The sequence below is a fragment of the Morganella psychrotolerans genome, from assembly GCF_001676055.1.
Lineage (GTDB): Bacteria > Pseudomonadota > Gammaproteobacteria > Enterobacterales > Enterobacteriaceae > Morganella > Morganella psychrotolerans_B.
The window spans coordinates 298,653-321,341 of record NZ_LZEX01000023.1 but is presented as its reverse complement, the minus strand read 5'-3'; the positions used below and the strand labels follow the sequence as shown (position 1 = coordinate 321,341).

General features: G+C 47.0%; 17 protein-coding genes and 3 pseudogenes. 11 read left to right on the top strand and 9 right to left on the bottom strand.

What is annotated here, in order from left to right; all coding sequences use genetic code 11:
- Window positions 1-27: 27 nt before the first annotated feature.
- A pseudogene (locus AYY17_RS13405) lies at window positions 28-923 on the top strand (helix-turn-helix domain-containing protein).
- Between the two features lie 58 nt (window positions 924-981).
- On the opposite strand, the pseudogene AYY17_RS13400 reads toward AYY17_RS13405, so the two are convergent.
- A pseudogene (locus AYY17_RS13400) lies at window positions 982-1,465 on the bottom strand (cold-shock protein).
- Between the two features lie 152 nt (window positions 1,466-1,617).
- Between AYY17_RS13400 and AYY17_RS13395 the strand changes: the two are divergent.
- Window positions 1,618-2,316, top strand: coding sequence for an RluA family pseudouridine synthase (locus tag AYY17_RS13395; protein ID WP_067424384.1), 699 nt, complete (start codon window positions 1,618-1,620; stop codon window positions 2,314-2,316).
- A gap of 32 nt (window positions 2,317-2,348) precedes the next feature.
- On the opposite strand, the gene AYY17_RS13390 is transcribed toward AYY17_RS13395, so the two are convergent.
- The 5 genes from AYY17_RS13390 to AYY17_RS13370 all read right to left on the bottom strand — a co-directional run bounded on the left by AYY17_RS13390 (window position 2,349) and on the right by AYY17_RS13370 (window position 8,094).
- Window positions 2,349-2,888, bottom strand: a complete 540-nt coding sequence (locus AYY17_RS13390; protein ID WP_067424382.1) for a DUF2058 domain-containing protein — start codon at window positions 2,886-2,888, stop codon at window positions 2,349-2,351.
- A gap of 108 nt (window positions 2,889-2,996) precedes the next feature.
- Window positions 2,997-4,178 carry a fimbrial protein gene (locus tag AYY17_RS13385; protein ID WP_067424380.1) on the bottom strand — a complete coding sequence of 394 codons (1,182 nt, stop codon included), beginning with the start codon at window positions 4,176-4,178 and terminating at the stop codon, window positions 2,997-2,999.
- Window positions 4,168-6,681 (bottom strand): fimbria/pilus outer membrane usher protein, encoded by a 2,514-nt coding sequence (locus AYY17_RS13380; RefSeq protein WP_067424378.1) that lies wholly within the window; start codon window positions 6,679-6,681, stop codon window positions 4,168-4,170. Before AYY17_RS13380 ends, AYY17_RS13385 begins: the two co-directional genes overlap by 11 nt.
- 18 nt (window positions 6,682-6,699) lie before the next feature.
- Complete coding sequence (locus AYY17_RS13375; RefSeq protein ID WP_162271117.1) at window positions 6,700-7,431, bottom strand: fimbrial biogenesis chaperone; 732 nt, start codon at window positions 7,429-7,431, stop codon at window positions 6,700-6,702.
- 126 nt (window positions 7,432-7,557) lie between these two features.
- Window positions 7,558-8,094, bottom strand: coding sequence for a fimbrial protein (locus tag AYY17_RS13370; protein WP_067424373.1), 537 nt, complete (start codon window positions 8,092-8,094; stop codon window positions 7,558-7,560).
- Between the two features lie 902 nt (window positions 8,095-8,996).
- Here AYY17_RS13370 and AYY17_RS13365 point away from each other — a divergent pair.
- A complete protein-coding gene (locus tag AYY17_RS13365; protein ID WP_067424372.1) occupies window positions 8,997-10,634 on the top strand; it encodes a Na+/H+ antiporter in 1,638 nt (545 codons plus the stop codon).
- Between the two features lie 39 nt (window positions 10,635-10,673).
- Here the strand turns inward: AYY17_RS13365 and AYY17_RS13360 are convergent, their stop codons facing one another.
- A complete protein-coding gene (locus AYY17_RS13360) occupies window positions 10,674-11,918 on the bottom strand; it encodes a nucleoside permease (RefSeq protein WP_067424370.1) in 1,245 nt (414 codons plus the stop codon).
- 74 nt (window positions 11,919-11,992) lie between these two features.
- A complete protein-coding gene (locus AYY17_RS13355; protein ID WP_067424368.1) occupies window positions 11,993-12,811 on the bottom strand; it encodes a purine-nucleoside phosphorylase in 819 nt (272 codons plus the stop codon).
- A gap of 166 nt (window positions 12,812-12,977) precedes the next feature.
- On the opposite strand from AYY17_RS13355, the gene AYY17_RS13350 reads away from it, so the two are divergent.
- Window positions 12,978-14,102 carry an ROK family protein gene (locus AYY17_RS13350; RefSeq protein ID WP_235845386.1) on the top strand — a complete coding sequence of 375 codons (1,125 nt, stop codon included), beginning with the start codon at window positions 12,978-12,980 and terminating at the stop codon, window positions 14,100-14,102.
- 31 nt (window positions 14,103-14,133) lie between these two features.
- On the opposite strand, the gene AYY17_RS21605 is transcribed toward AYY17_RS13350, so the two are convergent.
- Window positions 14,134-14,307: a hypothetical protein gene (locus tag AYY17_RS21605; RefSeq protein ID WP_156656706.1), complete on the bottom strand. Its 174-nt coding sequence runs from the start codon at window positions 14,305-14,307 to the stop codon at window positions 14,134-14,136.
- Window positions 14,308-14,380: 73 nt separating this feature from the next.
- Here AYY17_RS21605 and AYY17_RS13345 point away from each other — a divergent pair, with 73 nt between their 5' ends.
- From AYY17_RS13345 to AYY17_RS13315, 7 genes and pseudogenes are all read left to right on the top strand, one after another.
- Window positions 14,381-14,782: a DUF4878 domain-containing protein gene (locus AYY17_RS13345; RefSeq protein WP_067424366.1), complete on the top strand. Its 402-nt coding sequence runs from the start codon at window positions 14,381-14,383 to the stop codon at window positions 14,780-14,782.
- Window positions 14,782-15,348 carry a YiiX/YebB-like N1pC/P60 family cysteine hydrolase gene (locus AYY17_RS13340; protein ID WP_067424364.1) on the top strand — a complete coding sequence of 189 codons (567 nt, stop codon included), beginning with the start codon at window positions 14,782-14,784 and terminating at the stop codon, window positions 15,346-15,348. The genes AYY17_RS13345 and AYY17_RS13340 overlap by 1 nt, the downstream gene beginning before the upstream one ends.
- Window positions 15,349-15,390: 42 nt before the next feature.
- Window positions 15,391-16,308, top strand: a complete 918-nt coding sequence (rnz, locus tag AYY17_RS13335; protein WP_067424362.1) for a ribonuclease Z — start codon at window positions 15,391-15,393, stop codon at window positions 16,306-16,308.
- An 81-nt stretch (window positions 16,309-16,389) separates the two neighbouring features.
- Window positions 16,390-17,313 (top strand): LysR family transcriptional regulator, encoded by a 924-nt coding sequence (locus AYY17_RS13330; RefSeq protein WP_067424360.1) that lies wholly within the window; start codon window positions 16,390-16,392, stop codon window positions 17,311-17,313.
- Window positions 17,314-17,836: 523 nt separating this feature from the next.
- Window positions 17,837-19,416 (top strand): annotated as a pseudogene (locus tag AYY17_RS13325) (L-lactate permease).
- 168 nt (window positions 19,417-19,584) lie between these two features.
- On the top strand, window positions 19,585-20,727 hold the full coding sequence (lldD, locus tag AYY17_RS13320; RefSeq protein WP_067424359.1) for an FMN-dependent L-lactate dehydrogenase LldD: 1,143 nt from the start codon (window positions 19,585-19,587) through the stop codon (window positions 20,725-20,727).
- Between the two features lie 361 nt (window positions 20,728-21,088).
- Window positions 21,089-22,663, top strand: coding sequence for a PTS sugar transporter (locus tag AYY17_RS13315; protein ID WP_067424357.1), 1,575 nt, complete (start codon window positions 21,089-21,091; stop codon window positions 22,661-22,663).
- Window positions 22,664-22,689 lie beyond the last annotated feature (26 nt).

The following is a 22,689-nucleotide window of genomic DNA, read 5'->3' as shown; positions in this document are numbered from 1 at the left end:
TATACAAAACACAAAAAGGTAACTCTCATGATCCATACTAACAATCCAATCATTAAACACAAAGCCGGTTTACTTAATTTAGCGGAAGAGCTGGGCAATGTATCAAGAGCCTGTAAAGTGATGGGCGTGTCCCGGGATACATTTTACCGATATCGGGAGCTTGCAGAGCACGGTGGCGTTGATGCGTTAATTAATCGAAGCCGACGCAGCCCTAATCTCAAAAATAGAACGGACATCGCTACCGAACCAGTAATGAACTCGAGGAAAAAGTTGCAAGAGACGGTATTGCTCTCAATGATGCCCAAATTGCTGCGCTGGAAAAGAAAGCCCATGATGATGAGGCATGTAGCGAGATTGAAACATCTCACCCAGGTTATTTAGGCTCTCAAGATACGTTTTATGTGGGCAATTTAAAAGGCGTTGGACGAATTTATCAACAGACTTTTGTTGATACTTACTCAAAAGTTGCACACTGCAAATTATATGTGAGTAAAACGCCAATTACCGCGGCTGACTTGCTGAACGACCGTGTTTTACCGTTTTATGAATCTCATTATTTACCGATGTTAAGAATATTAACTGACCGTGGAACTGAGTTTTGCGGGCGGGTAGATCAGCACGATTATCAGTTATATCTTGCGATTAATGATATTGACCATACGAAAACCAAAGCGATGTCACCGCAAACTAACGGTATCTGTGAACGTTTTCACAAAACGATATTACAGGAGTTTTATCAAATTACATTCCGTAAGAAGCTGTATGGCGACCTTGAAACATTACAATCTGATCTTGATGACTGGTTGCATTATTATAATAATGCCCGAACTCACCAGGGAAAAATGTGTTGCGGGCGAACCCCAATAGACACTTTATTGGATGGAAAACGTATTTGGGCTGAAAAGAATTTAACCCAGATATAATCTGACAGACACCTGTATAAATAACTGGTAACTGTCAGATCAAGTCTGAGCTAGTACATCAGACGCCGAGCAGTTTCACGGTAGCATCCACATCTATCTCATCTTCCGAAAAGATCAGTGTTGTTCCCTGGAAAGTGGTGATCGCCAGTTTTTTCAGTGAGCGCATTTCATCCGGTGCGCTGGTCAGTTTAGGTCTGATACTGCTCATCAGAACCCCTACTGACAGTACGGTTTTCTCTTTATCAATCGTGGAATCAACCGGCACTTCTTCGCTGTAAATCAGATAGGATTTGATCGACGTAAGTTTAATGCGTTCGCCCGCAATATAGATATATTTGCTTTCCGGTATCACTTTTACAGAATAGGCGGATAAGCCTTTGTTATTGGTTGTAGGCTCAAAAGTGACTGCCGCATCTTTTTTTTATCAGCTCAGGGTTGGCGACCTTAACCTCATGAAAATAACGGTTATCACCATTTTCATCTTTGATAAACCCAAAACCTTTATCTTCAAACCACGTTGTGATTGTTCCGTTCATCGCCATTACCCCTGCTTAATCATTTATATGCTCAGTTTTTGCAGCGCGCAGTATAAAGCACAATGCCTGTGCAAACCATGTCTTTGGTTTATGACCGCTGTCGCCAGCCGGCTTAAAATTCGCTATCATCCACTCCCGCTATTTATCCGGATAACCTGATGTCTGCAATTATTGATACCTTTATTGCCCCGCCGTGCCATGACGAGATCGGGATAATTCTGCAAGACGATCATCTGGTACTTATCAATAAACCCGCCGGGCTGCTCAGTCTCTCAGGAAAAAATCCGCAAAATCTGGATTCCGTGCATCACCGGCTGGTAAAACTATTTCCGGGCTGCACCCTGGTTCACCGTCTGGATTTCGGTACTTCCGGGCTGATGGTGATTGCCCGTAATAAAGCGATAAACGCCGCCCTCTGCCAACAATTCAGCCTGCGCACAGTGACTAAGGTTTACAGCGCACTGCTCTGCGGACACCTGAGCGACAATGAAGGCGTGATAGATGCCGCAATTGCCAAAGATCCGGCGCGGTTTCCGCTGATGTCCATCTGTGCAATCAGCGGCAAGCCCGCCCGCTCGCACTACCGGGTCACTGAACGTTGTTATCATAAGTCAGAAGACGGAACATTACTGCCGGTGACGCGGGTACAGTTAACCCCGGAAACCGGGCGCACCCATCAACTGCGCATTCACTGTCAGTTACTGGGATATCCGATTTTGGGCTGTGACCTTTATGGCGGGCTCCTGCTGCCCGGGACAGAAAAAACACCCCGGCTGATGCTGCACGCCAGCGAACTGAATTTTGTTCATCCCGTCAGCGGAGAGCAGATTAACACCCGGAGTACCAGCCCGTTCTGACCTGTAATTATACGGTCATGAAGACACGCCAATTACCACATCAAATCATCAGGTACTTTAAAATCAGCATACGGATCGTCTTCATCTTCCGCTTCCTGACTAAGGGCATTATTTAATACAATACTGTCTGCATCCCGCTGCATAATTTTATCAGCGACACTTGCGGGGATAATTGCGTATTCACTCACGTCACTGTTATCAATAACCAAGCGGGCAATGGCGAGACGACCGCTGATCAGTTGCCCCTGAGTAATTTTATCCACAACCACTTTTTTAATCACATTACTGTCTGTGAAATTAAAACTGATATCGCCTCTTGAAATAGTGATTCTGTTCATTTCAATAAGCTGTTTTACCTGTGCTTTATATTCTTTAGATAATGCGGCTTGTTTCTGCTGGTCGCTCAGCTGTTTATCGCGCTCAGATTGTGCTTTTTTATTTTCTTCCACCGCTTCTCTTGCTTCACGTGCCTGAACCCGTGATTTTTTAGCGGTTCTCTGAACTTTAGCCACTTTTTTGCTGGTTACCAGCCCGGCTTTCAGCATCTGCTCTTGTAAGGTGAGTTTTGTCATATTCGTTTCTTTTTCGTTTTCGTTTCTGAACTGATTGAATAATAGGTGGGATTATACCTGTAATTTTCAGCGCTGTATCACGCTGCCGAACCTGACAAAGCCATGGTTTTACCGGTATATCAGCGTAAATCCTGCGGTAGTCTGAATTTTACCTTCACGAATTTCAGGTGCAACCTGATAATACCGCCCGCTGACAGAGAAATGGTAAACACCTCTGATTATCTCCCCGCCGTTCACCACGTCCCACTGAGTATCATCATCAATATAAACCGGCGCATCCGTACCGAGTGGTTTTATATTATTATCAATTAATACCTGTACGCCGACGCCTTTTGCTGCCCCCTGTCCGGTCAGGTTATTGAGTAAAACCCCCTGACGCCGCAGTGCACCTGATGCTTCATTTCCGGCGATAGCTTCAAAAACAGATGCGCGGATATTATGGATAACATTTGTACCCGCGCAATCAATATACACATCCACACTCTGCGCACCATTATCGCCATAGGCAGTACTGCCTGTTCCGGAAAACTGAGCAGAGCTGACTTTGCCGAGACTGAGAAGTTGCTCACGGTTGGAAAACCGGTAACGACAGGACTCTTTCATATATTTAACAGAAACATTACTGACTTTTTTCAGCGGAATAGTCCAGCGCCCGTCCAACTCAATAGCCCCGCTGCGGTTATATATTGAAATAGCAACAGGATAAGGTGAGTTAACATTCACCGGCAGATAAGCAAGCCCGTTATTGTCATCAGGCTGTTCATTGGTTCTGACCAGCGTCACTTTAACGCCCAGTGCAAACTGAGCTGTCGAGGTACAGCTGATATCAATATCTGATGCACCGGTTGTGCTTATCTTACTGTAGCGGGTGATAACCGGATTAACATAAGTCCCTGAAAATGCGCCGCCAATATCCAGCCGGTAACCCACTCCCGGAATATTTGACTGAATAATGGCATAGCCGTCTTTCTCACCCAGTACAGTGCCAATTCCTTCCGCAGTCACTGATGCGCGGTACGTTTCACCTTTTGTACATTTGAACCGGGGTGATGAAGACCCCATGTGGAAATGCGGGATATATTCAGTTTCAATCAATCGTCCGCTGGTATCACGTATAGGTTCACCAAATCCGTAACTGCCTGAATTAAATACACCGATAGTGGCACGAATATTTGTCGCTCCCCGCCAGACCGGGGCGACGTGCCCTTTAATATCAGTAATGGTGCTGAAAGCCGATACCTGCATGCTGGTCATCATCAGTAACAGGGAAAACAAACAGTTAATTCTCATGATTAATCACCCCGCAGGTTACTGTGATGACTGACACTTTATCATTCATAAGGTATTTCTGATTAATTGCATTCAGATCGACCTCACACTGATCGCCATCAGCCGAATTGGTATCCACCAGAATTTTTGTCAGTTTCTCATTCAGATTCAGGAAGATTTTTCCGCCCTGTCCGACAAACGTAAGTGGCGTATTATCATTACTATAGACGGTGGCGCCAAGAGACAAGGCATGTCCCTGTTCATCCGTGGCTTTCAGAACGACCGGCGCACCAATTCGTGTATCCAGTGTCACAAATACCGCACTGCCGGAACGTGGAATAACCATGCGCTTTGATTCTTCAATGGTGTAATTCTGTCCCAGATCTTTGGTTTCAACACCGATTAAATTTTTGCGGTAAGGCACTAAATTCGGCTGGATAGCATAACCGGCACTGTTAGTTGTTGTATCTGAACCAATAACCTGCGCATTTTCAACACCTTCTGCCTTAATAACAGCGAATGAACTCCCCAGCGTATTGGAGAACAAAAGTCCCCCGCTGTGACCTACTATTGCTCCGGAAGCACTCAGACTCAATGTTTTGGCGTCAGGATAATGACTGTAATCTGAAGAAAAATCCGCAAATGATGTTTTATAACGCGCTCCGGCAGTGGCATACCGGTTTTCTTCACCGTCATATCTGTCCTGCCCCGCAGATAATGAATAATCTAAATTCTCATTCAGACGTCCGCTGACACCGGCACCAATATTGCGGGTGCTGTCTGAAGAGAGGTAATTACTGGTCAGATAGGTGCTGTCACCGACAGAAAGCGGAATACTCAGTGAAAGTGAAAAAAGGGTATCTTTATTATATTGATTATCTGTTTTTTGTAATGATGCAATAACACCGGCATCAAAAACCGTTGCTGAATAAGAGAGAGTATATTGTTTACTGCTTGCGCTGCTGTTCCAGTAATCTGCCGTTGAACCACTCATACTGATGCTGCCGGTGTTATACGGCAGGCGCTGACTCATTGATAACGTGTATTGAGTTTTCAGTTTATACGAATTATTTTGCTGCTGGTCATCATATTGATAATGCGCATCATTTATCTGCATCGCGTTATAAACGCTGATGTAGTTCTTAGAATCAAACTGTATAGAAGACAGGTTTATATAGGTTTCTGTTGCCGCAAATGATTTACTGTAACTGAGTTTATAGGCGCTCCCTTCAAGGGTTTTATCCATATCTTTCAGTTGGGCTTTTGCATGAATAACTTCGCCGTTAAATGCACCGACGGGGGTATTTATCGTCATACCTGCCGCGCCGGATAAATAATCATTACTGACCACAGTTCCCAGAGAAGCCGATATCCGGTTATTAATACCGTAGCGCAGCGACGCATCTGTCACCGGATCACCAAATACACTATTACGGTAGCGTAATTTCCCCACACCAATATCAAAGTCTAATTTTCCCGGACGGGTAAATGCCAGCCCGCTCTGAACCGGGATGTTCATTTTTTGTATGTCACCACCGGCACCGATAATATCAACGCGCAGATCGCCTGAATAATAAAGCGGCAGCAGATCGCTTATCTCAAAAGGTCCGGCAGGAACAACCGTGCTGTAAATCTCTGTGCCGGAGTCCGCAAGATATACTTTTACCTGCGACTGTGTTTTGGCTATCCCCTGAATAACCGGCGCAAACCCGGTTTCACGACTGGATAACATACTGTTATCATTGCGCAATCTGACACCACGCAATGAACTGCCATTAGAAAATACAGAGCCGGAATAAAAATCACCGAGTGTCAGCTTTCCTCTGACACTATCAATATCCCGTTCGAGCCAAGTCATTACCGCTGAGTATTTATCATCATTAATCTGACTGTCATGGCGCAGCCGCCATTTATAAAAATTAATACCTGAATTTAATGTTAATGAATCGGCAGTATTTTCATAACCTTCAGCACGGGTGGTATAACGGTTATAAAAATAATTGCTGAATATGACGGAATTACCTTCATCCCAATTATTCGGGTTACTTTCCGGCGGAACAGGTTTAAGTAAGTCGCGTTGCGGAACAGAAACAGAAAGTTGCTGTTTATTGAAAATAAATTCGAAAGATGATTCAGGTATCAGGTCGGATAAATAAGAGCAGGTATTTTCATCCTGTGTTTCATATTTCTTATGATATAGCTGAACAAATGAATCGGTTAACCCCATGGAATCAACCAATTCAGGTGTTAAACAAAGCTGTAATTTTTCATCTTTACTCTCCAGTTTAACAAGAAACTGGCCGATATGTTGTTCATTAATATAAACATCCGTACTGTATGTTCCCGGCACCTGATCATTATCAGTTGCCAGAACACGTAAATCAACATCGTCACTAACTGCGTAATTTTTAATAAATGCAGGGTTAAATTCATAATCATCGTCGTCATTATCGTCAGCAAATACCATGCTGCAAGGCAGCATGACTGAGAATAAAATAACCGACAGATAAATAAACCCGTTCATTCAATTAACCAGATAACCTTAATTTACTATTTTAACCGAATCTGAACTGCCGCCTGAATCATTAATGTAACTAAATTTAATTTCCGCAGACTGACCCGGAACGGAATTTAACCGGCTAATCTTTGCCTTAGTTATTCCGCCAAAAGGGGACATCATGGCTAAGCCCGGCTGAACGTCATATTCCTGCCCGCCGGCAATAACCATAGCCTTATCAAGGGTAATATAGAAGGCACTGTTATTTTTTGCCGATAACCAAATATCTGAACCTTGTTTTGTTATTGTCCAGTCAATCTTATCAACCGCTGTATTATAATCACCGGCAATAGCTGAAGGCCGGTAAAAGAATTTAAATTTAGATAAAACAGATATTTGCAGACTATTTTCAATATTTTTGCTTTTTGGTGGGACATCAAGAACATTCAGTGTGAAAACACTTTCACGATCCGTTGCAAGTGGCTCACCGGTATACAGAATACGGACAGTCTGGACATTACCGGGTTTAATTTTAAATAGTGGCGGCAGCACAACAAACGGAGTGTCTTCAATATCTGCCTTTGTGACTTCTTTATCTGTTCTTTTTTCTGAAAATCCTGTTGTCAGCCATACCTGACTCAATGCTGTTTTTTCACCACTGTTTTCAACATTAATGGATATTTCCTTATCATCTGAAGGATATACAAACCGGGTACCGGTTATCACAATACTGGCTGTCGCCGGAATAGCCACCAACGACAGAAAGACAGCTATCATCTTTTTAATCATACGTGTTTTATATACTCTGAAAATGATGAGTTAAAGACAAAAAAACAGAAAATGGAAACAGGGTAATTAGAACAAATTCACCGGCCTATTTCCATTATATTTTATAAATAAATATTATTTATAAATAATTTCGAAATCGACGTTAGATTCAACTAAACCGGGCTCAGAAATACCCAGAGCGTAATACTTAGCAATATAGTTTAACTGAACATTACCTTCCGATAATTTGGTAAAGCCAACATTCTGATTATCTTTATCCATACCCAGTTTAATAAGCTGATCATTCTGATTGTACAAGGCGATATTGACGTTTTTCGCGGTTGTTGTCCCCACACCGGCGGTATTCAGCGTTCTCGTTGCTAAGTCAATGTTCGGACCGATAAAACTTAAACCAACATCTGTTATTGTTTCGGCTGCAGCACATTTTGATAATTGAATGGTAAAAGGTGTTGTGCCTGTTGTATCGCCGGCAGTTTGTAATGCATTAGAGCTGACTTTCGGTAATGTAACCGTTTTACTTTTATCAGAACCTTCAACTACACAGCTTTGTTTTACCACTTCACCTTTAAACGTAATTTTGCCATCACCCGCTACAGCGCCGGAAGAAATAGCAGCAAAAACAATAGCGGTAATTACATTAATTTTTTTCATGGAATATATTCTCGTCGTCGTAATAATGAATTTAGTTATATTTGGATGTATTTAGATGTAAGTAACTTAACTTGGAAATACTCTAACATATGCAGACACATCTTTAGAATTGATCTGGCGCAAGTTTTTAATTAGTAAAATTTTAATCTGAAAAACACACACCAATCAGGCTTAAAACCCTGACTGAATCGCTTCAATTGGTTTTAATAACTGGTTTAAGCTAATCAAAGCGCTACAAAACAAATTTAGATTCTGAACGGCGAGAAAGTCTAATGTTCACACAAAAGGATAAAAAATTAACATATTGATTTTTAACAAATTAAATCAATTTCTTATATGTTGCATGAATAAATAATGCGTTAATTCTTATTAAAAAATGCGTTAATCTGACAATATACACTATTAGTAACTAATATTTAACACATGTAATTAATTGGTTGTGAATATTAAATTTATAACACTATATAAAATATAGAATTTATTATTTCCACTAAAAATAGAATTCAATAATATCTATTACAGGCATCACCTTATTTTATTATTATTAATTCCTGCTTAATATTATCTAATCTATGTCATTATTACCGGGTAGTCTTAATATGCATATTAACCACGAAAAGATGCATAGAAATGGTATTTTTAAACGGAGTAAAAACGAAAAAGGTAAGCTGCATGCACCCTGCCATGGTTTAACTCATGAACATACAGTGATTCAAACCAAAAAATGAGATATTGGTCACTTTTTAATGTAACGTGATGAAACAGAAATTTCTGTTAATCTTTTGATACACAATAATTTTACAATTGTGCCTTTCTCTGCTTTATTTCTACTGTCAATCGTATAATCTGCCTGCCCGCAATGTGTGGCTCTGTATCAAAATCCTGTAAGGATAAAACCGCCTATGTCTGTCGTTACACTAATTCTCGTTTTTTTGCTGGCGGTTATTGCCAGTGTTTTTATCTCCCGACTGCTGGGTGATAAAATTCCGTTACCTTTTATTCAGATTGCAATTGGTGCCGGGTTATCATTGTTCGGCTTTGATGTGGCGTTTGATCCGCACCTGTTCCTGTTCCTGTTTATTCCGCCGCTGCTGTTTCTGGATGGCTGGCGTATTCCGAAAGAAGCCCTGTTCAGCGATATCAAACCCATTTTCTCCCTGGCTATCGGACTGGTGTTTGTCACCGTCGTCGGCATGGGATTATTTATTCACTGGCTGATCCCGGCCATTTCCCTGGCGGTTTCGTTTGCACTGGCGGCGATCCTCTCACCGACAGACCCGGTATCCGTCGCGGCAATGACCGTTAATGCCCCGCTTCCTTCCCGTATGGCGCACATTCTTGAAGGGGAATCCCTGTTTAATGATGCCAGCGGGCTGGTCTGTTTCAGTTTTGCCGTTGCCGCTGCACTGACCGGAACATTTTCCCTGCCGCAAGCCACCGGACAATTTGTTATTGTTGCACTCGGCGGTATTATTGCCGGGCTGCTGATTGCCCTGATTGTCGGCAAAGTGAATCAATTCCTGGTAAAAAGAACGGGGGAAGACCCTGCTATCCAGATAATGATCAGCCTGATGATCCCCTTTGTTTCTTATCTGGCCGCAGAGCACCTGGGAGTCTCCGGGATCCTCGCGGCGGTCGCAGCCGGTATTGCCATGCACTATGAGCGGATTGTCGGACGTATGCAGTCTGCCACCCGTATGCAGAGCAAAGCCGTCTGGGATACAGTACAGGTCGCACTGAACGGGATGATTTTTATTCTGCTGGGTGAACAGTTACCGGCAATGTGGCGCTCAATTCCTGAAGTAGCGGCAGATGCCGGTGCCGCAGAGCCGTGGATGCTGCTGGCGTATGTGGTGATTATTACTGTCGGGCTGGCGCTGCTGCGTTTTTCCTGGGTATGGATCTCCATGACCCTGACCGTTTTCCATCAGCGCCGTAAAGGTAACGAGCAGACAATGCCGCACCTGCGCCTGATGGCAATTATGGCAACCGCCGGTGTCCGTGGTGCTATTACACTTGCCGGTATTCTGACGCTGCCGCTGCTGCTTAATGACGGCACGCCGTTCCCGCACCGTGACCTTGCCATCTTCCTCGCAATGGGTGTGATTTTGTTCTCGCTGGTGATAGCCGCCGTCGCCCTGCCGATTCTGACAAAAGGGCTGAGCACAGACTTACCGCATAATAATGATGAGCTCAATGCCCGCTTTACCCTGAATGAAGCGGCCATGAATAACCTGCGGCTGCAGATGGCAGAGCCGCTGGAAGATATAGATGAAATGACACTGCGCACTGAAGTAGGGACTCACTTACTGGAGATCTACGGTCGCCACCTGGACAGTGACGGTGATGAAAAAACCGCTAATTTTGACTGGCACAATGTTATCCGCATGGAGCGGCGCATGTCTCTGACCGCCCTGCGCGCAGAGCGGGAAGCACTGAAACAGCTGCGTAAAAGTAAAAATATCAATGAGCATACCTATGTTCATCTGATACAGGAGCTGGATCTGAAAGAAGAAGCGCTGAAACTCGCACTGCATTAAACAATATCAGGCCGCGCTATTTGTGCGCGGCTGATGTTTTCAAACAGAGGCCGGTTTTTCAGTGCGGTGATCATAATGGAACGTAAACTGGAAAATAATCGCCAGCACAACCGTATAAGAAGAGAAAATCAGCCAGATGGACTGCCAGTCTTTCACACCATCAACTGTAAACATATCGACAACCATACCGCTGATAATCGCCCCCGCGTAAGCCCCCACACCGTTGACCATCATCATAAACAGTCCCTGTGCACTGGCGCGGATTTTTGAGCTGACGGTCTGTTCAATAAAAATAGAACCGGACACATTGAAGAAATCAAACGCGCAGCCATACACAATCATGGACAGCACAAGGAAGAAGAAACCGATTGATACCGGTTCACCAAAAGCAAACAGTCCGAAGCGCAATGTCCAGGCGACCATACTGATCATCATGACTTTTTTAATACCGTAGCGCTTAAGAAAGAATGGAATGGCAAGGATAAAAACGACTTCCGCCATCTGAGAGACTGAAAGCAGAATGGACGGATACTGCACCACCAGCGAGTCCTGATATTGCGGAACACGCGCAAAATCATGCAGGAACGGACTGCCGAATGTATTAGTGATTTGCAGTACCGCCCCCAGCAGCATGGCAAACAGAAAAAAGACTGCCATTGTCGGTTGTTTAAACAGAACAAAAGCGTCCAGTCCGTAACGCTGTGCCCAGGTTGTATTACCGGTCTGTTTCACCACAGGTATTGCCGGCAGAGTCAGTGAATAAACCGCCAGCAGCAGCGATGCCCCTGCCGCGATATAAAGCTGAGTATTACTCAGTTCAAACTTCATCAGACTGACCGCCCACATCGCCGCGATAAAACCGATGGTGCCGAACACACGGATAGCCGGAAAATGTGACACTGAATCCAGATTATATTTTTGCAGGCTGGCATAACTGACGGAATTTGACAGCGCAATCGTCGGCATAAATGCCATCGCATTAATCAGCATCACCCAGAACAACACGTGTACATCGGTGACGGTTGCGGCATAAAAAAGCGCCCCTGCACAGATCAGGTGGCATAAACCATAGAGCCGGTTTGCCGGAATAAATTTATCCGCAATAATGCCCACCAGCCCGGGCATAATAATCGCCGCCAACCCTTTGGTGCTGTAAATCCAGCCCACATCTGCACCGGTAAAATTCAACGTTTTTATCATGTATGCGCCGAGGGTGATAAGCCAGGCGCCCCAGATAAAATACTGGAGGAACATCATCGCTTTCAGTCTGATTCTGATATCCATGGGTATCTCCGCTGAGATAAAGAGGGAAAAGGCCGCCGACGTCCCATGATGTCAACACGGCCGGTGAACACCATTCAGAAACGGGAAATAATCTCTGTGACCAGTTTCAGGAATGTCCCTTTTACCCGTTCTGCGGTTTCAATCACTTCATCATGGCTCAGCGGCTGATCCAGAATGCCGCACGCCATGTTAGTCAGGCAGGAAATACCCAGGGTTTCGATACCGGCATGGCGCGCAACCAGCGCTTCCGGCACGGTTGACATTCCGACCGCATCTGCGCCCAGCGTGCGGATCATGCGGATTTCAGCCGGTGTTTCATAGACCGGACCCGTCCACCAGGCGTAAACCCCTTCGCGCAGTGTCACACCCTGCTCAGCGGCAACGTCTTTCGCAATCCCGCGCAGATTTTTGCTGTATACCTGACTGACATCCAGGAAACGCACACCCAGATCCGGGTTATTCGGCCCGATCAGCGGGTTATTTGCCGTCAGGTTGAGATGATCCGTAATCAGCATCAGGTCGCCCGGCTGAAAACCGGTATTTATGGCACCACAGGCATTGGTGATAATCAGTTTTTCGACGCCCAGTGCTTTCATCAGGCGGACCGGGAAAGTCACCTGATCAAGTGATACGCCTTCGTAATAATGGAAGCGCCCTTTCATCGCCACCACATTCTGACCACCCAGTGTGCCGATAACCAGCTCATTAGCATGACCGACAGCGGAAGAACTGGCAAAATGCGGAATGTCGTTATACGGGATACGCACTGCATTTTCGAGAGTATCGGCAAACGGTCCCAGACCGGAGCCTAAAATGATCCCGATAGTCGGTTTGATAGTTATCTGTGCTTCTACGAACGCCTTGCTCTCTGCAATATCGGCTGTGAGATGCATTATTTATCTCCTGAATTAGTCCGGTATGTAACTGTTGGTGGAATATATGACGCGATTGTAGATCAGATGTAAACACGGAAATACGATCTTCTTCTCAATATGAGAAAAAGATTTCACTTACAATGATAAAACTGGTGTGATCTGTAAAAGAAGGAGATTCGGGCTTATGGCGCTATCCGGTATACTCAGTGAGTTTCGGTCATCCAAAAATTCCAAAACCCGCAAACTGAAAGCACTCTGGCAAATTATCCTCAATGACGGGCCTGTCCGTGCTGACACGCTGTCAGAAAAAGCCAATATGAACGCGGCAACCTGCGCCCGGCTGCTCGATGAACTTATCAGGCTCGGTCTTATCTCTGCCGATGAACTCGGGCAATCTACCGGCGGGCGCAAACCTATCCTCTACAGTGCTAACCCGGACAAAGGCCGCCTCGCCGGTATTGAAATCAGTAATATTTACTCCACCATTGTGCTGCAAAATTTCAGGCTGGATGTGCTGGCGACCTGTAAAATCAAGGCAACCGGACAGGAAACGCCGCAGGTATTGCTGGATAAGTTGCTCACGCGGTTGCAGACTCTGCTGGAAGAACACAATCTCACCACCGCTGATTTGGCCGGTATCGGTATTGCCGCAGACTATACACTGCCTGCGGGCAGTGACCGGCAGGCGGTAAATGAATATCTGATCCCGCACCTGAAAGAAATGGCAGAAACCCGGACCGGATGTCCGGTCACTATCGGCAGTGGTGTCAATTTTGCCGCACTTGCAGAATACCGCCTGCGCCACAAACAGAGCCGGCGTCTGTTTTTCACCACCTGTGATGCGGAGATCCGCAGCAGTACCATTCTCAGTGAACCTATCCGTTTTATGCCGTCCGGTACGGAAAATGCGTTTGGTCATATGACGCTCGATCTCCGCGGGCGTGCCTGTGAATGCGGCGCCTTTGGTTGTCTTAACCAATACGGCTCAATGGAAGCTATCCGCAACACAGTGGTTCAGCATCTGCGGCGCGGTAAACCATCAGTCATTACCACATTGGTCAGTGATGAACGGGAAATTGATTATCATGTAATTTTTAAGGCGATTGAGCTGGCTGATCCGCTCTGTACTGAAGCACTGGAAGAAGCGGCTTACTATTACGGGCAGGCGATAGCAATATCATTCTCTCTTTTCAGCCCGATGTCGTGGTCTGCGGCGGAACACTCACGCCAAAACACACGTTTTTTGCCACGGTTCAGAAAACGGTGGCGCAAAAACTCGCCGGATTTCCGCAAATCGATACACAGATAGTCGCCGCATTTGATTCCTATGAAGTGGTTTCTCAGGGCGCCGGAGCCATGGTACTGGAAAGCCTGCTCAGCGATAATCCCTGATTTATTACGCCGATAGCCATCATAATCAGCGTATTACCATCACGACCTGCGCAGTGTCTCCCCCATTGCGCTATCTTTTTCTGAATCTCAGGCAGATACAGCATCCGGGATTGATAAGCCATCTGATGTCCGTATACTTCTTTTAGCCTTGTTAAAAAATAATAAAAATTTCGTTGCTGCTGTTAAGGAAAAACTATGTTCAAAAAAATTGCGCTCTCCCTGCTGCTGATTACCGGCAGTTTTATGCTGACCGCCTGTGGCAGTGAATCACCGGAAGCTGTGGCACAGCAGTTTTACAGTGCCGTTGAGAAAAAAGATGCTGATAAAGCCTATGATCTGCTCGCCATCCCTGAAAAAGATAAAAAGAAAAATGAGATGGAAATCAAAGGCAAAGTACAGATGATTGTCGGGGATATGGCCGGACGCATCGCCAAAAGCGGTGGCATAAAAAGCACAGAAGTAAAATCTGTTGATATTGATGAAGCCAAAAATCGCGCCACGGTTATCCTGACTGTCCGTTTCAATGACGGCAAACAGAAAGATGAGCGCTTCCTGCTGACTCAGGAAAATGGCGACTGGAAAGTTATTCTGCGCTGATGATCCTCCGCCTGTGCACCGGGAGCCTGCTCCCGGTACTGTTTTTTATCTCATTGCCACTCAGTGCATCCCCTTTGCCGCCCGGCATTCAGAGCGGCGACCTTATCTTCCGTGATGGTGGTGAAGCCATCAGCGACATTGTCAGAACAGTGGATAACAGCGGGTTCAGCCATGTCGGTATGCTTGATATTGCCCCGGACGGTGTTGTTTATGTTATTCATGCCACGCCGCAGGAGCACCCGGACGGAATAGCCGGTGTTAACCGCGACACCCTGGATTTTTTTATCCTTCATGCCAAAAACAGGCAGGTCAGTTATTACGCCGTACTGGCAGATGACGCTCACCACCGGCTCGCCCGTGACAATGCCCTGTCACAAACCGGCATTCCTTTCAGTATCAATCCGCAGGAAGGCCTTTATTGTACCCAACTGGTGGCACAGTCCTGGCAGTCTGCCGGGCTGACAATTATTAACGGCAAAACCCGTCTGAGTTTACCGATGGTCGAAGAACCGCTAATCTTACCGGAAAATCTTACCCGCTCGCCGCTGCTGCGCCATATTCCGTAAGCCGCCACCGGCGGGCAGAAAAATCGTAATACGGGGAATAATATGGAGTTAATTTTTCTGGGCACCGGTGCCGGTGTTCCGTCAAACAACCGCAACGTCAGCAGCCTGGTACTGGATCTTAAATCATTACAGCGCGGTTTATGGATGTTTGACTGCGGCGAAGGCACGCAACACCAAATACTGAAAAGCCCGGTAAAAATCCCGAAACTGGAAAAAATCTTTATCACCCATCTGCACGGCGACCATATTTTTGGTCTGCCGGGACTCTTATGCAGCCGCTCTATGGGAGGATGTGAAGAGCCACTCACACTTTTTGGCCCGGCGGGACTGGCGCAGTTTGTGGAAACGACTCTGAGTTTGAGCGGTTCATATCTGACCTTCCCGCTGGAGATTATTGAGATAGCGGAAGAAGGCGTAATTTATGATGACGGACAATTGAAAGTCAGCGCTTACTCACTTGAGCACCCGGTTGTCAGCTATGGTTTTCGCATCGAAGAATTTGATAAACCGGGCGCGCTGGATGCTCAGCGCCTGAAAGATGATGGTGTTCCGTCAGGCCCGTGGATGCAGACCCTGAAACAGGGTAATGATGTAACCCTGGATGATGGCCGGGTTATTCATGGCGCGGATTATCTCGGCACACCACAGCGCGGGCGGCACCTGGTGATTTTCGGAGACACCGCGCCGTGTGAAAACGCCCTGAAACTGGCACAAAACGCCGATGTGATTGTTCTGGAAGCGACTCTGGACAGCTCAATGACAGAAAAAGCCAACAGCCGTGGTCACTCCTCCACAGTGCAGACTGCCACGCTTGCCCGCGATGCCGGGGTTAAAACGCTGATCGCCACTCACTTCAGCGGGCGCTATAGCGCAGAAGATTGTGAGCGTTTACTTCGCGAGTGTCAGGCGATCTTCCCGGAAACCATTTTCGCATACGACCATATGGTATACACAATTTAAGCCCTGATATAGCGGGGCGTTATCACTGTTATGCTTATTTTGATATAGTGGCTTTAATACATCACCGCCGGAGATTTTATCATGCTGCCCGCCCACGATTACGCTAATGACCTGATTTTGTTCGCGCTTATTGTGGATTGCGGCTCGTTCAGTAAAGCCGCCGAAATGGCAGGTGTTACCGGCTCCGTGCTCAGTAAACGGGTCGGACGGCTGGAAAAAGCCCTCGGCGCACGCCTGCTTTACCGCACCACCCGCAGCCTGTCAGTGACAGAAAATGGTCAGGTGCTGTATCAGCATGCGAAATCCCTCACCGGTCAGGTTCACAGCGCGTTGCAGGCGGTCAGTGCAAACAGTGATGAGCTGACCGGATTGATACGTATGTCAGTACCCACTATCTCCGGAGAACTGGTTCTCAGTGACAGCGTGGCAGAATTTTGTGAACAATACCCGAATGTGAAAGTGGAAATGCATCTGGAGAACCGGTTTGTTGACCTGGTGAATGAAGGTATTGATCTTGCTATCCGCACCGGGATGATGAGTGATTCCAGCCTGATAGCCCGCCCGCTTATCGATTCTCACTGGGTGATCCTCGCCTCGCCCCGCTATCTCGAAAAACACCCCGCACCACAAAACCCGGAAGATCTGCTGACACATAACTGCCTGACTTACACCTATCAGCAAAGCGGCACATCAAACTGGCTGATGAGACGTCCGGATACCGGGGAGATTTATGAGCTTCAGGTGAGCGGCAATATTGCGTTTAACAATGCCCGCGCCATCCGTAAAGCCCTGCTGGGCGGGCACGGTATTGCAATGGTGCCGCGCTGTATGGTGCATGAAGATTTAGACGCCGGATTATTAACTGAAGTGCTGCCCGGCTACAGCGGAAAGAAACTCGGTGTTTACGCGGTGTATCCTTATACCCGGCACCTGCCGATGAAAATTCGTCTGTTGATTGATCATATTCAGCAATCTTATCAGGCTATACGTCCCTATTTCGGCTGATACCCTTATTCATTCAAACCGCAGGTTTATTGACTGCATCCTGAATGACATTGGGGATACTTATGTATTCACTGCAATCTATTAGTCGTTTTTTGGAATTTCTCTATCGCCCTGAACCACCTAATTAATGTGACCTCATCCTTTCATCATACAAATAAAATCCATACCTTGTTGATAATAAACAATTTAAATTTACAGGAATATATTCACTGATTCCTGTTTTTCACTATTTTTATCTGTTTTGTAATTGTTAAAAAAATGCAGCATAGATAATTCACTTTGGTTGTGATTAAAATAATTGCGTAAAGAAAATTTAACGAACCCTGCAATCAATATACCCGACGGACCTGCAGTTTGAATGAATAAGGGTATATACCCAACGTCATTCAAGATGCAGGAAGGCGGCAAGTGAAGATAAACGGGGAGCATACATCAGTATGTGACCCGGTTAGCTGAGCGTAGCCAACACACCTGCAGTTTGAATGAATAAGGGTATACCACAATAATAATATCTGAGGGCTTTATGGCTATCTTTTTCAGTCTTGCACCTATCGTGTTGTTAATCTGGATGATGACAAAACGGCACAGTATCCCTTCCTATATCGCATTGCCGTTCACCGCGACAGTGGTGCTCTGCATTCAGCTGTTCTGGTTTAAAACCGATTTTACACTGCTCGGTGCCAATATTATTACTGCGTTTATATCTGTTCTGACCCCGATAACCATTATCGCCGGGGCCATTATGCTCAATAAACTGATGCAGATAAGTGGCGCGGAAAATGTTGTCCGCAACTGGCTGGAGAACATCAGCCCGAATCCCGTCGCACAACTGATGATTATCGGCTGGGCATTTGCGTTTACGATTGAAGGTGCCAGCGGATTCGGCACACCGGCGGCAATTGCCGCGCCGATCCTGGTGGGTCTGGGCTTTCCGGCAATGCGGGTCGCATTACTGACACTGGTAATGAACTCCGTTCCGGTTTCATTCGGTGCGGTCGGTACGCCGACCTGGTTTGGTTTTGCCAATCTCGGTTTGTCAGAAGAGAGTGTGTATCAGATAAGCCATTATTCTGCCCTTATTCACTTTGTGGCGGCATTTTTTATTCCGCTGCTGGCGCTGCGCTTTATTGTCAGCTGGCAGGAGATCCGCCGCAATATCGTGTTTATTCTTCTCAGCGTGCTCTCCTGTACTGTGCCGTATCTGCTGCTGGCGCAGGTTAATTATGAATTCCCGGCACTGCTGGGCGGTGCGATTGGTCTGGGGATTTCTGTGATGATTGCCCGTGCAGGAGTCGGACTGACTAAAACAGAGCAAAAATCAGAAAAAAAAGTCATTCCGTTTGGTCAGGTTATCAAAGCGATGGCGCCGACATTACTGTTGATCGCCATCCTGATTGTCACCCGCATCCACCAGCTCGGGATCAAAGGGCTGCTCAACAGCACCAATGTTATCTGGGAAGGTACGCTTGGTTTCCTGGGACATATCACGCTGAGTGATGCATTGATTGTCCGCCTGAGTAATGTCTTCGGCACCCCGGCGGCGGCAGATTATAAAACCCTGTATGTCCCGGCACTGATCCCGTTCTTCCTTGTCGTGATCATCGGCATTTTTCTGTTCAGACTGACGCGCTCACAGGTAAAACCATGTTTGTGCAGACCGCACAGCAGACAAACAAGCCATTTATTGCCCTGTTTGGTGCACTGATTATGGTCAATCTGATGATGCAGGGCGGCGAAAATGCACCGGTTTATATTATCGGGCGCTCCCTTGCAGGTGCCACTGGTGAAAACTGGCTCTGGTTTGCCTCCTATCTGGGCGCACTCGGCTCGTTCTTCTCCGGCTCCAATACCGTATCAAACCTGACCTTCGGCGGTATTCAGCAATCTATTGCGCAGACCACCGGGCTGAATGTGAATTTAACCCTGGCGCTGCAATCTGTCGGCGGGGCAATGGGCAACATGGTGTGCCTCAATAATATTATCGCCGTCTGCACTATCCTCGGGATCAGTAATGCCGAAGGGTCGATTATCAAAAAGACTGTGGTTCCGATGTTTATTTACGGGCTGATAGCTGCCGTGATGGCATTTATCCTGACGTTATAAAGATACCCTTATTCATTCAAACTGCAGGTTCGTTGGCCGCACTCAGCCCTCCGGGTCACATACTAATGTATGCTCCCCATAGGTCGGAGCTTGCCGCCTGCCTGCATCTTGAATGACGTTGGGTATACACGGTACTGATTTTGTTACAGACATATATAGGTATTAAAGATGATTATTTCTGCTTCAACGGATTACCGGGCGGCTGCCAAAGCCAAACTGCCACCCTTTCTGTTTCATTATATTGATGGCGGGGCTTACGCAGAGCATACCCTGAAACGCAATACGTCAGATCTTGCCGATATCGCTCTGCGCCAGCGTGTGCTGCGTGATATGTCTTCTCTCAGCCTTGAAACAGAGCTGTTTGGTGAGAAACTGGCGATGCCGGTCGCCCTTGCACCCGTCGGGCTGACCGGGATGTATGCGCGACGTGGCGAGGTACAGGCAGCAAAAGCGGCAGCCAATAAAGGCATTCCGTTTACCCTTTCCACGGTTTCTGTTTGTCCGATTGAAGAAGTCGCACCAGCGATTGACCGCCCGATGTGGTTCCAGCTCTATGTCCTGCGTGATCGCGGCTTTATGAAAAATGCACTGGAACGCGCGAAAGCCGCCGGGGTAAAAACCCTGGTGTTCACTGTCGATATGCCGGTGCCGGGTGCGCGTTACCGCGATGCACATTCCGGGATGAGCGGTCCGAATGCCGCCATGCGCCGGGTATTACAGGCCATGACACACCCGCGCTGGGCGCTGGATGTCGGGTTGCTGGGTAAACCGCATGATCTGGGCAATATTTCTGCCTATCGCGGCGAACCGACCAAACTGGAAGATTATATCGGCTGGCTGGGTGCGAACTTCGACCCGTCCATTTCCTGGAAAGATCTGGAGTGGATCCGCGAATTCTGGGAAGGTCCGATGATCATCAAAGGCATTCTGGATGCAGAAGATGCAAAAGACGCAGTCCGGTTTGGCGCAGACGGTATTATTGTTTCAAACCACGGCGGACGCCAGCTCGACGGTGTGCTGTCCACCGCCCGCGCCCTGCCGGCTATTGCTGACGCCGTAAAATCGGATATTACTATTCTGAGTGATTCAGGCGTTCGCAACGGGCTGGATGTAGTGCGGATGATCGCCCTGGGGGCAGATTCGGTTCTGCTCGGTCGTGCATTTGTTTATGCACTGGCGGCTCACGGGCAGGCCGGTGTTGAAAACCTGCTGGATCTGATTGATAAAGAAATGCGCGTGGCAATGACCCTGACAGGCGCAAAAACCATCCGCGACATTTCCCGCGACTCACTGGTTAATCTGCCGGGCTGATTTACTCTTTTCTATCTTTGCATCTTTACTGAAGCCACTCTCCTGAGTGGCTTTTTTGTTTTATGTTGTTTTGATTCTCATTACCACTCTTTAATCAGATCACTGTCACATAAAACAACATATAACAAAATAATTACATAATAAGAAAAAAGCCGTTAATACGAGTAAATATTAAAATATCAGCAAATATAACCATAAAAATAAACAAATAAAGGTATTAAATCTAATCAAGGCTCAGTAAATGATCGCTTTATAAACAACATGCCTTATTTTGATGTGTTGCTTTGCTTTGTTATGCCATGCAATATCAACAAAAAACAACAATAAGTCGTTACTTACCCTGAACCCCTGAGGTCCGATTATGAAAAAGATTGTAATACTGGGCAGTAGTGGCGGGAATCTGTACAACCTCGGTGGTGCAGATCCTGAAAAACTTCTGAGCGAGATTTACACACAATGCCATTCCGCTGATATCTGTATTGCTGCCGTTCAGTTTATTGCGGCACAAGCATCAATGGATGTCGCCAAACCCACAACCGCAGCCGCGGTTTATACCCTGACAGAAGAAGATGCCGTTCCTGCTGTTACCTTTTCCGGCACACTGGCGCAAGTCAATGATGCCGTGCGTGACAGTGATGCGCGGATTGCACAACAGATAGAACAAGGTGACATCGACGGCATTATTGTGATGAGCGGTGACCCGCACAATGCTAACCGGCTGGCACTTGCGGCAGCAGCGGAAAAGAAAGTCCCGGTTGTCGGCACCGGCGGCACATCCATGGCGCATATTGCGGCAAGTGGCGCCAATGTGATTGCGACCTCCGGCACTACCGGTACCACCAGCAGAACCCGCGCCATCTCATTTGCCTCTTCCCTGTGCAAACACTGGGGCATTAAATTCCGCCCGATTTTAGGTGCGGCTAATACACCGGGCGGTCCTTCTGATAAAAGTTTGCTCAAACGGATGAATATCCGCGGCATTATGATCCCCGCACTGCCCGGCTTTATCGCCATGGCAATTGTGCTGGCGCTGAGCCACATTCCGGGACTCGAAAGCCTGGATGCTATCTTCCAGCTGCTGCTTAAAGGTCTGCCGGTGATTGTTGCCGTGATCGCCGCCAAGCAGGTTTCTGAGCTAGATGAAGTCTCTATTGTCGCCGGTGTGGTTGCCGGGGTGCTCTCTGTTGAAGGCGGGCTGATCGGCGGGATCGCCGGCGGGATCATGGCCGGTGTGTTTGTCCGCTATCTGTTTACATTGTGCCTGAACTGGAAATTCCCGATGACCACCGTCAACATTGTGGCAGGCGGAATTTCAGGGCTGGCAGCCGGTCTGATTATGTATTACTTCCTCAGCCCGCTGGCGCTGATGGGCGGTAACTACATCAAACTGGCACTGGAAAGCACACTGGCATTCAGTCCGGTACTGGCGGGTTTACTGGCAGGATTAGTTATCTGGCCGGCGATCCTCGGCGGTGTTTATCACGCGGTGATCCTCCCGCTGGTATTACTGGAGATGGAGAAATCGGGCGTCAGCTTCCTGGGTGCTGTTGATATGGTCGGGCTGGTGATGGTCGCAGCAGGAATTAACCTTGCTAATGTCATCGCACCGCGCGAGCGCAGTGAAGCAGCGGTTGCCGCACCGGGACTGCTGATTAATATGGGATTCGGCACCTTTGTGGAATCCGCTTATCCCTTCATGTTCGCCAATAAGATTGTGTTCGGCGGAGCCATTCTTTCTGCCGGTATCGGCGGCATGATGCTCGGTATGTTTGATGTTAAAGGCGTGGCGTATGTTCCGGCATTTGCCTCCCCGTTCTTATCCAACAATGCGGTATACATGGCGCTGACCATGACCGTTATTCTGATTTTAACCTGTACCATCACTGTCATTGCCAACCGTTTCAGTGCAGTGACATCCGCGAAAGCGGCGGGCTGATTCAAAGACTACACAGTAATAAATAA